The 11,336-nt window shown below is 75.1% G+C and carries 12 protein-coding genes; 10 read left to right on the forward strand and 2 right to left on the reverse strand.

The genetic code is table 11. The features are described from left to right. Window positions 1–80: 80 nt before the first annotated feature. Complete coding sequence (locus tag FB454_RS01410; RefSeq protein WP_013286803.1) at window positions 81–1,574, reverse strand: HtaA domain-containing protein; 1,494 nt, start codon at window positions 1,572–1,574, stop codon at window positions 81–83. Window positions 1,575–1,767: 193 nt separating this feature from the next. On the opposite strand from FB454_RS01410, the gene FB454_RS01415 reads away from it, so the two are divergent. The 6 genes from FB454_RS01415 to FB454_RS01440 all read left to right on the forward strand — a co-directional run bounded on the left by FB454_RS01415 (window position 1,768) and on the right by FB454_RS01440 (window position 7,834). Further along, window positions 1,768–2,595 (forward strand): neocarzinostatin apoprotein domain-containing protein, encoded by an 828-nt coding sequence (locus tag FB454_RS01415; RefSeq protein WP_071094599.1) that lies wholly within the window; start codon window positions 1,768–1,770, stop codon window positions 2,593–2,595. After that, window positions 2,592–3,626, forward strand: a complete 1,035-nt coding sequence (locus FB454_RS01420; RefSeq protein ID WP_486485386.1) for a heme/hemin ABC transporter substrate-binding protein — start codon at window positions 2,592–2,594, stop codon at window positions 3,624–3,626. Before FB454_RS01415 ends, FB454_RS01420 begins: the two co-directional genes overlap by 4 nt. Next, on the forward strand, window positions 3,623–4,726 hold the full coding sequence (locus FB454_RS01425) for a FecCD family ABC transporter permease (RefSeq protein WP_030268495.1): 1,104 nt from the start codon (window positions 3,623–3,625) through the stop codon (window positions 4,724–4,726). Before FB454_RS01420 ends, FB454_RS01425 begins: the two co-directional genes overlap by 4 nt. Next, on the forward strand, window positions 4,723–6,261 hold the full coding sequence (locus FB454_RS01430) for a heme ABC transporter ATP-binding protein (protein WP_013476449.1): 1,539 nt from the start codon (window positions 4,723–4,725) through the stop codon (window positions 6,259–6,261). The genes FB454_RS01425 and FB454_RS01430 overlap by 4 nt, the downstream gene beginning before the upstream one ends. Continuing rightward, the gene (locus FB454_RS01435; RefSeq protein ID WP_083395218.1) at window positions 6,258–6,563 is read left to right on the forward strand and encodes a DUF2470 domain-containing protein; all 306 of its coding nucleotides are present in this window, start codon (window positions 6,258–6,260) and stop codon (window positions 6,561–6,563) included. Before FB454_RS01430 ends, FB454_RS01435 begins: the two co-directional genes overlap by 4 nt. A gap of 68 nt (window positions 6,564–6,631) precedes the next feature. Next, on the forward strand, window positions 6,632–7,834 hold the full coding sequence (locus FB454_RS01440) for a sugar efflux transporter (protein WP_221488058.1): 1,203 nt from the start codon (window positions 6,632–6,634) through the stop codon (window positions 7,832–7,834). A 12-nt stretch (window positions 7,835–7,846) separates the two neighbouring features. Here FB454_RS01440 and FB454_RS01445 read toward each other — a convergent pair whose 3' ends face one another. Further along, the gene (locus FB454_RS01445; RefSeq protein ID WP_145822328.1) at window positions 7,847–8,497 is read right to left on the reverse strand and encodes an SAM-dependent methyltransferase; all 651 of its coding nucleotides are present in this window, start codon (window positions 8,495–8,497) and stop codon (window positions 7,847–7,849) included. A 194-nt stretch (window positions 8,498–8,691) separates the two neighbouring features. Here FB454_RS01445 and FB454_RS01450 point away from each other — a divergent pair, with 194 nt between their 5' ends. The 4 genes from FB454_RS01450 (at window position 8,692) to FB454_RS01465 (ending at window position 11,183) form a co-directional block, all read left to right on the forward strand. After that, on the forward strand, window positions 8,692–9,006 hold the full coding sequence (locus FB454_RS01450) for a rhodanese-like domain-containing protein (protein WP_013286811.1): 315 nt from the start codon (window positions 8,692–8,694) through the stop codon (window positions 9,004–9,006). Between the two features lie 50 nt (window positions 9,007–9,056). After that, window positions 9,057–9,401 carry a rhodanese-like domain-containing protein gene (locus tag FB454_RS01455; protein ID WP_047890381.1) on the forward strand — a complete coding sequence of 115 codons (345 nt, stop codon included), beginning with the start codon at window positions 9,057–9,059 and terminating at the stop codon, window positions 9,399–9,401. Window positions 9,402–9,440: 39 nt separating this feature from the next. Further along, window positions 9,441–10,820 carry an MBL fold metallo-hydrolase gene (locus FB454_RS01460; RefSeq protein ID WP_013286813.1) on the forward strand — a complete coding sequence of 460 codons (1,380 nt, stop codon included), beginning with the start codon at window positions 9,441–9,443 and terminating at the stop codon, window positions 10,818–10,820. Between the two features lie 132 nt (window positions 10,821–10,952). Then, entirely contained in the window at window positions 10,953–11,183 is a 231-nt protein-coding gene (locus FB454_RS01465; RefSeq protein WP_013286814.1) for a DUF2188 domain-containing protein, read from the forward strand. The last annotated feature ends 153 nt before the right edge of the window (window positions 11,184–11,336 follow it).

An 11,336-nucleotide genomic window follows, 5' to 3' on the forward strand; every position in this document is an offset into this window, starting at 1 on the left:
TGCGAGGTGGTCGCCGGGAGGCGGCTGGTGGGGCACGGGCGACGTGCCCGCGCCCCACCAGGTCCGACCCGGTCGGTGAATCAGGAGAGGGTCAGGGTGAGCGTGGCGACGTAGTCACCCGCCGCGGCGGACGCCGGCACACCGAGGTTGAGCTCGGCGCCGCAGGCGAAGACGCCGTTGCTGGTCCCGGCTCCGGCCGTGCACAGGGCCCGGGCCTCACCGAGACCGGCGCCGGGAGCGGCCACCGCGCCCGGGGTGACGGCACCGGTCGTGCCGCCCAGCGGGTCGTCCACCACGCTCGCCGTCGGCGCCCAGCCGAGGTAGTTCCCGGCGATGACGCCACCGGCGGCGGAGGTGAATTCGGAGACCTGTCCGACCAGGCTCCAGCCGGTGCCGGCGCCGCGCAGGTCGGCCACCGTGGCCGTGTTCAGCGGCGCCCGGGCGTACTCGCCCTTGCCGACCGGCGGCAGGGCGACTGTCGCGCCGGCGACGCTCAGGCTGAGCGGACCGCCGGTCACGGTGCTGGTGATCCGCTGCTGGGCCGAGTTCCCGCCCGCCCCGGTCCGGGTGAAGGTGATCGGGGTGAACGTGTCCTGGCGGCGGTCGGCCGAACCGCGGGCGGCGAACGTGATGACGTAGCACTGCACCTCGGTGCAGTCCACCTCGTCGCCGTTGCGGTCGGTGTAGACGGCGCTGATCGGCAGCGTCGTGGTGAAGCTGCCGTCGGCGGCCATCCGGTCCCGGGCGTCGGTCGGCTCGTTGGTCTTGTTGACCCACTTGGTGACCTGGAGGACGCCGGCGTTGGCCCAGTGCTCGTCGACCTTCGGTCCGAACGAGACGTAGATGCCGGCCCCGTTGTTGAAGTCCGGGTCGAAGCCGGTGCCGCGTACGGTGACAGTCGCGCCGGCGGGGTCGAGACCCTGGGCCGGGTCGACGGTCACCGCCGGGGTGGCGGGCGCGGTGCCGCCTGCCGTGGTGAACGTGAACGACACCGGGTCCAGCGCCTCACCGGCGGCGTAGAAGCCGTTGAAGGCGCCGGCTCCCACGCTGGTGAGCGCCGCGGCGAGGTTGCTGCCGGTCACCGTGTTCCCGCTGGCGGCGGGACTGCCGGTGAGGGTGGCGACGGTGGCCTGCTTCACCGAGACCGGCTCGGTCATCGTGGTGGCCAGGTCGACGTCCGCCTTCAGCGAGGCGGTGCCGCCGGAGACGGCGACGGTCGGGTTGGCCAGCGTGATGGTCAGCAGGTGCGCCGGGTACGAGAACACCACTGTGCCGCCGTACGTGGCGTTGGTCGTACCGGCGGCGGCGTCGTGCGTGCCGCCGGTCGACGGGAACGTGAACGTGCCGTCGGCGTTGACAGTGGCGCCGTTGCTGACAGCGATCGGCGGATCCCCGTTGCCGGCCTTGACGTAGTTGCGGAAGCTGGCCTTGAAACCCCAGGTCAGGCTGCCACTGGTGATCTCGGCCTCGGCCGCCGAGGCGGGTCCGGCGCCCACGAGCGCACTCGACACGCCGAGGGCGAGCACCGCCGCCCAGCGCATCGACCGGAGGGCTCCGGCTCTGGATCTGAACATGCTGTTCCTCTCGGGAGGGGAAGCGAAGACATTAGGTTAGGCAAACCTAATATCATCGGGTGATCCGCGAAGCGTCCCAAGATCTTCAACCGAACGGACCCCTTGCCACCTGCGGGTTTGCCGCTTAGGTTAGCCAAACCTAAGTTGTTGCCCGGTCGGTGCACCCGGCCGGACCTGTCGTGTGAGGAGCCCGATGCGAGCACGGCGCCGCACCATCCTGACCACCGTTCTACTCACCGCCGCCGTCGTCGCCACGCCCGCGCCGGCCCACGCTGGCACCGCCACCGGCAGCGGCGGTCAGAAGCTCACCGTCACCCCGAGCACCGGCCTGAGCCGCTCGGGCGCCACCGTGTCCGTCTCCGGGCGCGGCTACGACGTCGACAAGGGCATCTACGTCGCGTACTGCGTCGACAACGGACCGGGCGTGGCGGCCACCCCGTGCGGCGGCGGCGCCGACACCACCGGCAGCCTGGGCGCCTCGCAGTGGATCTCGTCGAACCCGCCCGCCTACGCCGAGGGCCTGCCGAAGCCGTACGGCCCGGGCGGCTCCTTCTCGGTGACGGTCAAGGTGACCCCCACCATCGGCGACGTCGACTGCACCGTCCGGCGCTGCGCGGTCGTCACCCGCGCCGACCACACCCGGGCCTCCGACCGGTCCCAGGACGTACGGGTGCCGGTCACGTTCGCCGCCGGCGCCACGAGCGCCCCGCCGAAGGCCGGCCCGGCGCCGAAGGCGACCACGCCCGCCGCCGCGCCCCGGACCACCACCGCGCAGGACGCACCGGCCCCGGCCGCCTCCGGCAGCGCGCCGGCCGCAGCGGGGGCGGCAGGGGTGACGGGCGCCGCGACCGGGGCCGGGGCGCCGTCGCAGGCCGCGGCCTCCGACCTCCACGTCACGCGGGTCAGCGACACCTCCGGGGCCGGACGCGGATGGACCGCCGGGGTGATGGCCGCCGCACTGGCCCTGGCCGTCCTGCTCGGCCTCGGCGGGTGGCGGCGCCGTCGCGGTGCCGGCCGGTGAGCCGCCCGCACCCGCGACCAGGCCGGGGACCGCTCGTCGCGCTGCTCGCGGTGACCATGGCGGCGACCGGCTGCGCCGCGCCGGGCCGATCGGGTACGCCGTCCGCCGCCGGCTGCGGGCCGGTCACCGCCACGGTGGACGACGCCGACGTCGACCCGGTCCGCCCGGCGCCCACACCAGCGCTGCCGGCCACCGTACGCTCCGGCGACGGCACGACGGTGACTGTGGACGACGTCAGCCGCATCCTCCCGGTGAACCTGCACGGCTCGATCGCCGAGATCGTCTTCGGCCTCGGCCTGGGCGGCAACGTCATCGGGCGGGACACCTCGACCACGTTCCCCGCCGCCGCGCACCTGCCGGTGGTCACCCCGGGCGGGCACGACCTCTCCGCCGAGGCGGTGCTCGACCTCGACCCGAGCGTCGTGCTCGTCGACGACGGCGTCGGACCGCCCGAGGTGCTGCGCCAGCTCCGCGCCGCCGGTGTCCCGGTCGTCCAGGTACGCGCCGAGCCGACCCTCGACGGCGTACCGGCCCACATCCGCGCGGTCGCGGCGGCGCTCGGCGTACCCGGGGCCGGGGAGCGGCTGGTGACCCGCGTGCAGAGCGAGACCGCCGAAGCCCGGCGTACCGCCCCGGCGGGCCGAGCGCCACGGATCGCGTTCCTCTACCTGCGCGGCACCGCCGGGGTGTACCTGATCGGCGGCCGGGGCGCCGGGTCCGACGCGATGATCGAGGCGATCGGCGGCGTCGACGCCGGCAGCGTCGCCGGGCTGTCCAGGTTCCGTCCGCTGACCAGCGAGGGCCTCATCAACGCCGCGCCCGACGTGATCCTGGTGATGAGCGCCGGGCTCGCCTCCGTCGGCGGCGTCGACGGCCTGGTGAAGCTGCCCGGCGTGGCGCAGACGCCGGCCGGGGCGAACCGGCGCGTCGTCGACATGGCCGACGGCACGCTGCTCACCTTCGGCGTCCGCTCCGGCCGGGTCGTCCAGGCGCTGGCCCGCGCCGTCTACTCCTGCGAGGACCCGTCGTGACCACGCTACGGAAGCGGCCCGCGCCCGCCGCCGCCCCGGCGACGGTCACCGGCGCGCCCCGGTCCCCCGGCCGGCGGGGCACCGTGCTGGTGGCCGGGCTCGGCGTCGCCCTCGTGCTCGTCGCCCTGCTGGCCGCCGGGCGCGGCCAGGTGGCGATCTCCCCCGCCGAGGTGCTCGGCTCCGTGCTGCACCGCCTCGGGCTGGACCTCGGTCCGCTGCCGTCGGCGGCGCAGGGCGAGAACGCGCTCTGGATCGTCCGCTTCCCCCGGGTGCTGCTGGCGGCCGTCGTCGGCGCCGCCCTCGGCTGCGCGGGCGCGGTCATGCAGGGCGTCTTCGGCAACCCGCTCGCCGAGCCCGGCGTCATCGGGGTGTCGGCCGGCGCGGCCGTCGGCGCCGCCCTGGCCATCGTCACCGGCGTCACCGTCCTGGGCGGATGGACCGTGCCGCTCGCCGCCTTCGCCGGCGGCCTCGCCACCACCTACCTGGTGTACGCGCTGGCCCGCTCCGGGGGCCGGACCGAGGTGGTGACGCTGGTCCTGACCGGCGTCGCCGTCAACGCGGTCGCCGGCTCGGTGATCGGGCTGCTCATGTTCGTCACCGACCAGTCCGGCGTGCAGGCCATCGCGTTCTGGAACCTCGGCAGCCTCGCCCAGGCCAGCTGGACGGCCGTGGGTCTCGCCGCGCCGTGCCTGCTCGCCGGGCTCGCCGTCGCCTGCGCCGACGCGCGCCGCCTCGACCTGCTCGCCCTCGGCGAACCCGCCGCCCGGCACCTCGGCGTGAACGTCGAACGCCTGCGGCTGCGGCTGATCGTCGTCACCGCGCTTCTCGGCGCCGCCGCTGTCGCGTTCACCGGCATCATCAGCTTCGTCGGACTGGTCGTGCCGCACCTGATCCGGATGGTCGCCGGACCGGGCCACCGGGTGCTGCTGATCGCCAGCGCGCTCGGCGGGGCCGTCGTGGTGATCGGCGCCGACCTCGCGGCGCGTACCCTCGTCGAGCACCAGGAGCTGCCCCTCGGCGTGCTCACCGCGGTCATCGGCGGCCCGGCGTTCTTCTGGCTGCTGCGCCGCACCCGCGACCGGGCCGGAGGCTGGGGATGAGCCTCCCACGTACGCCGCGCCGGTTCGCCGCCGCCCGGCCGCCGCGCCCGGCGCCCGCCGGGCACCTCCGGATCCGGGTGGCCGGGCTGCGCGTCGAGCGCGCCGGCCGGACCGTGCTCGACGGGATCGACCTTCAGGTACGCGCCGGCGAGGTGCACGCCCTGGTCGGGCCGAACGGCGCCGGGAAGTCGACGCTGCTCGGCGCGATCAGCGGTGACGTGCCGGCCGCCGCCGGCCGGATCGAGGTCGACGGGCTGCCCCGCGAGTCGTGGAGCCCGGTGGAGCTGGCCTGGCGCCGCGCCGTGCTCACCCAGCGCAACACGCTGAGCTTCCCGTTCACGGTCGGGGAGGTGGTGCGGATGGGCCGGGCGCCGTGGGCGGGGCGGCCGGAGCGGGAACAGGACGACGCCGTCGTCGCCGACGTGCTCGAACGCTGCGACGTCGCCCGTTTCGCGGCCCGGCCGTACCCCGCGCTGTCCGGTGGCGAGCAGGCCCGCGCCGCGCTGGCCCGGGTCCTGGCGCAGCGGGCCACCACGCTGCTGCTCGACGAGCCGACCGCCGCGCTCGACCTGCGGCACCAGGAACTGGTCATGCGCATCGCCCGGGAGCGGGCCCGCGCCGGGGACGCCGTGGTCGTGGTGCTGCACGACCTGACGCTGACCGGGGCGTACGCGGACACCGTGACCCTGCTCGGCGACGGACGCGTCCGCGCCGCCGGGACACCGCGCGAGGTGCTCACCGCCCCGCTGCTCAGCGAGGTCTACCGGTACGACATCGACGTCGTCCCCCACCCCCGTGACGAGCTGCCGCTGATCGTGCCCCGACGCGGCCGGCCCGCAGGACCGTCAGCCGACGAGGAGAGACAGCAGATGGATACACAGACGTTCGCGGCCCGGCTGCGCGCCGAGACACGCGACGCGCACCGGAGCGCCGAGTCCCAGCGGTACGTCTCCGCGCTCACCGCCGGTGAACTCGACGTCGCCGGCTACACCGCGCTCGTCGTCGCGCACCACGGCATCTACGCGGCGCTGGAGGGCGTGGCGGACACGATGCGCGACGACCCGCTGGCCGGCCCGTTCGTCGACGACGCGCTGACCCGGCTGCCCGCGCTCGCCGCCGACCTGCGGTTCCTGCTCGGCCCGCGCTGGCGCGAGGTGATGGAGCCTGTTCCGGCCGCTGTCGCGTACGCCGCGCGGATCACCTCGGCCTGCGCCGGATCGCCCGAGCGGTTCATCGCGCACCACTACATCCGCTATCTCGGCGACCTGTCCGGCGGGCGGCACATCGGGCGCTGCGTGGCCCGGTACTACGGGGTGACCGAGGAGGCCGGGGCGTCGTTCTACACGTTCCCGGGGATCAGCGACCCGAAGTCGTACAAGGACGCCTACCGGGCGAGGCTGGACGCGCTCGCGCTGGACGAGGCCGGCCGGGCCGCGCTGCGCGACGAGGTGCTGGTGGCGTACGAGCACAACATCGCGGTCTTCACCGACCTGGGTCGCCTGGTGGCGGCGAGCGGCCGGGAGGGCGCCGCGTGAGCGCCGGTTTCCCGCCGGAGGTGGTCGCCGCCGTCAGCCGGCACATGAACGACGACCACGCCGGGGACGCGCTGCTGATCTGCCGTACGCTCGGCGGCCGGCCGGACGCCACCGCGGCCCGCACCACCGGCCTGGACGCCGACGGCATCGACTTCGCCGTCACGGTCGGCGGCACGGAGGTCCCGGTGCGCGTCCCGTTCGCCCACCGGCTCGCCGAACGGGCGCAGATCCGCCGGGAGGTGGTGCGCATGTACCGGGAGGCCTGCGAGCGGGCCGGCGTACCGCCCCGGCCGGCCGGCTGAGCACCGGGACCGTCCGGGCTGCGGAAACCCGGTCGGCTGCCGCACCGCCGCGGCGTACAGTCCGCCGCATGGCTGTGGACACGAGGCCGGCGGTGCGCGCCGGCCGATTCCGGCTGCTCCCGCTGGGCGTGGTCTTCCTGACCGTCGGTCTGTCCACCGCCGTGGTGCTGCCGTTCCTGTCGCTGTTCCTCGACCGCGAGGTCCACGCCAGTCCGTTACGGGTGACCGTGTTCCTGGTCGTCGCCCCGCTGTCCGGGGTGGTCGCCTCCGCGCTGATCGGCCGGCTGTCGGACCGCCTGCCGATCCGGCGCGCGCTGCTGGTCGGCGCCGCGCTGGCCGGTGTGGTGGGCGCGGGGACGACCGCGTACGTCCGGGACTACTGGATCCTGCTGGGGCTGACCGCGACAGCCACCGCGCTGGCGAACTCGCTGTTCCCGCAGTCGTTCGCGTACACCCGGGCGCTGTTCGACAGGGACGATCCGGGGCGGGCCGCGTTCGGCGTCAGCCTCATGCGTACCGTGTTCTCGCTGGCCTGGGTGGCCGGGCCGGCGCTGGCCGCGGTGCTGCTCGACGTCGGCGGCTTCCGCCTGGTCTACGGCATGGCCGCCGTCATGTACGCGCTGGCCGCGCTGGTGGCCGCGTTCCGGCTGGAGGAGCTGCCGCTGCCGGCGCGGCCGGTCCCCGGCGATCCGGACGGCGCGGTGCCCGCCCCGCCCGGCGCGTCCCGGCTGCGGCTGGCGCTGACGGCGCTCGCGTTCGTCCTGCTCCAGTGCCCGCTGACGCTCGCCGTGCAGGCGCTGCCGCTGTTCATCGACGCCGAACTGAACGACGACCCCTCCCGCGCCGGGCTGGTGCTGGGCCTGTGCGCGGCGCTGGAGATCCCGCTGATGCTCGGGCTGGGCGCACTGACCGCGCGGGTCCGGCTGCGGCCGCTGATCCTGGTCGGCGGCGCCTGCGGGGTCGCCTACTACGCGACCGCCGCGACGGCGCCGGGCGTGGCGGTCCTGTTGCTCGCGCAGCCGGTGAACGCGCTGTTCATCGCCGCGGTGTCCGGTGTCGGCATCGCCTACGTGCAGGATCTGCTGCCGGGCGAGCCGGGCCGGGCCACCACGCTGTTCACCAACACGTTCCCGATCGGCGCCATGCTCGCCGGTCCGCTGCTCGGGCTCTCCGCGCAGGTCGGCTACCGGTGGGCGTACGGAATGAGCACCGCGCTGTGCGCGGCCGGGCTGCTGGTGCTGCTGCTGACCCGGCCGCACGCGCGGGCCTGACCGGCCCGGCGGTCAGCGGCGCCGCACCAGCACCACGTGGTCGATCAGCTCGCCGGTCCGGCCGTCCGGGCCGGTGGCGGTACGGCGCGCCGCGCCGAGCCGCTCGGTGTCCCAGCCGTCCGGGTCGAGGTTCATCGCGGCCAGGATCTCCTCCGGGCTGGCGAACCGGTGGTGGCCGGTGTCGGGCCCGGCCCAGGGCGGCGGCGCGCCGTGCTCGACAACGAGCAGCCGGCCGCCGGGCGCGACCGCCTCGGCCGCCGGGGGCAGCACCGTCTCCCGGGGCAGGACCAGCGGCGACTGGAAGAACTGCGCGGACACCAGGTCGTACCGGCCGGGCGGGAAGCCCTGGGTCAGGTCGTGCCGGACGGTGGTGATCCGGTCCGCCACCCCGGCCCGCTCGGCCTCGACGGTGAGCCGGTCCAGCGCGACGGACGAGATGTCCACGGCGGTGACCCGCCATCCCTTCGACGCGAGCCACACCGCGTCGCCGCCCTCACCGGAGCCCAGGTCGAGCACGGTGCCGGGCGGCAGCGCGCCGGCGACCTCGGCGAGGACCGGGTTCACCCGGCCGCTCCAGATCCGGTCCCGCTGGCCGTACCGCTCGTCCCAGAACCGGGCCGGGTCGGTGTCCGCCGCCGGCTGCTCGTGGTGGTGCCCCGTCATGTCTGCCTCCTCGCCGCCGGCCGTCTCCCGTCCGGTCACGCCATCGTGCGCCGCCGCCGATCGGACAGCAAGGAACCTTGCCGTTCCGGCAAACGAGCACACCTGACGAGCGGGGGGTGGCGGGCGGCCGGACGCTGCGCTACCGTCGAGAGCAGATACCCCCGGGGGTATACGGATCCGGAAGGAGAACGCCCATGCACGAGGTCGACGTGACCACGTTCGCCACCGCCCACGCCGACGGGGCGACTGTCATCGACGTCCGGGAGACCGCCGAGTACCTCGGCGGACACGTCCCGGGTGCCCGTTGTGTGCCGCTGGGCCACCTGGCCACCCAGATGGCGCAGGTGCCGCGCACCGGCCCCGTCTACGTGATCTGCGAGGCCGGCGGACGGAGCCGGGTCGGCGCCGAGCTGCTGGAACGCGCCGGCATCACCGCCCTGTCGGTGGCCGGCGGCACCTCCGCCTGGGTGCGCTCGGGCCGCCCGGTCACCGCTGGCAGCCGGCCGTGACCGGCCGGCCGGAGACGGCAGCCGCTCCGCGCACCGGCTTCCTCCGCCGCCTGCTCGGCCCCCGCGTCGCCCGGGTCACCCCGGCGGAGGCGGCGGCGCTGTCCGGCGCGGGCGCGCTGCTGCTCGACGTCCGCGAGCCGGCCGAGTGGCGGGCCGGACACGCCCCCGGCGCCCGGCACATCCCGCTCGGCCAGCTCGCGGGCCGGCTGTCCGAGGTGCCGGCGGACCGGCCCGTGGTGACCGTCTGCCGCTCCGGCGCGCGGTCGCGACGGGCAGCCAAGCTGCTCGCCGCGGCAGGCCACGAGGTGCACGACCTGACCGGCGGCATGCGGGCGTGGACGAACGCCGGGCTGGCGGTACGAGCCAAGGGCGGCAGGCCGGGCCACGTGGCCTGAGCAGACGCCCGTCCATCACCAGGAGAAGGAGCACGGCCGATGTTGTTCACCCAGTACTACCTCGACTGCCTGTCCCAGGCCTCGTACCTGATCGCCGACGACCGCACCGGCCGGGCCGTGCTCGTCGACCCGCGCCGGGACATCGACGAATACCTCACCGACGCCAAGGCGCACGGCCTGACGATCGAGGGGGTCGTCAACACCCACTTCCACGCCGACTTCCTCGCCGGGCATCTGGAGGTGGCCGCCGCGACCGGCGCGTGGATCGGCTACGGGAGCCGGGCCGAGACCGAGTACCCGAGCCGCAAGCTCGCCGACGGCGAACGGATCAGCCTCGGCGACGTGACGCTGGAGATCATGGAGACCCCGGGCCACACGCCCGAGTCGATCAGCATCCTGGTCTACGAACGCGCCGACGACCCGGTCCCGTACGGCGTGCTGACCGGCGACGCGCTGTTCATCGGCGACGTGGGCCGGCCCGACCTGCTCGCCTCGTTCGGCGTGACCGCCGAGGAACTCGGCCGCATGCTCTACGACAGCGTGCAGCACAAGCTGATGGGCCTGCCCGACGAGGTGCGCGTCTTCCCCGCCCACGGCGCCGGCTCGGCCTGCGGCAAGAACCTGTCCACCGAGCGGCAGTCCACCATCGGCGAGCAGCGCCGCACCAACTACGCCTGCGCGCCGATGAGCGAGGAGCGCTTCCTCGCCCTGGTCACCGGCGGGCAGCCGGCCGCGCCGGGTTACTTCGCCTTCGACGCGGTGCTCAACCGCAAGGCGCGTGAGCTGTTCGACCACGCCCGGCCGGCCCGCCCACTCACCCCGGCCGAGTTCCTGGCCGCCCGGGCCGACGGCGCCGTCGTGGTCGACGCCCGCGACCCGCAGGAGTACGCGACCGGGCACCTGCGCGGCGCGCTCAACGTCCCGGCCGACGGCCGGTTCGCCGAGACCGCCGGCAGTGTCGTGGCGCCCGACCGGCCGGTGCTCGTGGTGGCCCCGCAGGACCGGGAGGAGGAGATCGTCGTCCGCCTCGCCCGGATCGGCTTCGACCGGGTGATCGGCTACCTGCGCGAACCCGAGGGCGCCTTCCTGGAGATGGTCGCCGAGATGACCCGGGCCAGCCGGGTCACCGCCACCGAGCTGCGCGCGGCCCTCGACGGTCCGGACGCGCCGGTGGTGCTGGACGTCCGCAACGCCGGCGAGCGGGAGCAGGGCGCGGTGGACGGCTCCCGGCACATCCCGCTGGCCGAGCTGACCCACCGCCTCGGCGAGGTGCCCACCGACCGCCCCGTCGTCGTGCACTGCGCCGGCGGCTACCGCTCCTCGGTGGCCGCCAGCCTGCTGCGCAACGCCGGTCACGCCGACGTGTCCGATCTGCTCGGCGGCTACGGCGCCTGGCAGGGCCTGCACGCCGCCGCGTGACCCACCGGTCCGGCCCGGGTTGGGGCCCCTCCCCCGCCCGGCCCGGACCGTCCGATCGCGCCGCCAGGATTAGCACTCCCCTCGCATGGGCAGACATTTGTCATCGGACACGCGAACGAGGGAGCTGACGGCATGGCGAAGGGCGACATCGACACCTACCAGCAGGACGGGCAGTGGAAGAACCGCCCGGAGGGCAACGAGCGCGCGACCAGCCGCCACGACACCAAGGCGGAGGCCGAGGCGGCCGGCCGGGAGATGGCGGCCGAGCGCGGCGCCGAGCACGTGATCAAGAAGCAGGACGGCACGATCGGCGAGAAGAACACGTACCCCCGCAGCCGCGACCCCCGGGAGATCCCGGGCTGAGCACGCAGCGCAGGCGATGTACGGCGCCGGACCCGAGCGGGTCCGGCGCCGTATCGCGTACCGGCGGGTAGTGAGTGGCTGGCTAAAAACTTTTGTTCGGTTCCTACAACGGTCCCCGCTCAGGCTTCGGCCGTTACGACATGGCGCCGCCCG

This window comes from Micromonospora sp. CNZ297, assembly GCF_007827625.1.

Bases quoted from the DNA above. Each gene is read 5' to 3' on its own strand.
- FB454_RS01450 (WP_013286811.1), top strand. From the start codon at position 8,692: ATGCACGAGGTCGACGTGACCACGTTCGCCACCGCCCACGCCGACGGG.
- FB454_RS01430 (WP_013476449.1), top strand. From the start codon at position 4,723: ATGAGCCTCCCACGTACGCCGCGCCGGTTCGCCGCCGCCCGGCCGCCG.
- FB454_RS01440 (WP_221488058.1), top strand. From the start codon at position 6,632: ATGGCTGTGGACACGAGGCCGGCGGTGCGCGCCGGCCGATTCCGGCTG.
- FB454_RS01465 (WP_013286814.1), top strand. From the start codon at position 10,953: ATGGCGAAGGGCGACATCGACACCTACCAGCAGGACGGGCAGTGGAAG.
- FB454_RS01460 (WP_013286813.1), top strand. From the start codon at position 9,441: ATGTTGTTCACCCAGTACTACCTCGACTGCCTGTCCCAGGCCTCGTAC.
- FB454_RS01415 (WP_071094599.1), top strand. From the start codon at position 1,768: ATGCGAGCACGGCGCCGCACCATCCTGACCACCGTTCTACTCACCGCC.
- FB454_RS01445 (WP_145822328.1), bottom strand. From the start codon at position 8,497: ATGACGGGGCACCACCACGAGCAGCCGGCGGCGGACACCGACCCGGCC.
- FB454_RS01410 (WP_013286803.1), bottom strand. From the start codon at position 1,574: ATGTTCAGATCCAGAGCCGGAGCCCTCCGGTCGATGCGCTGGGCGGCG.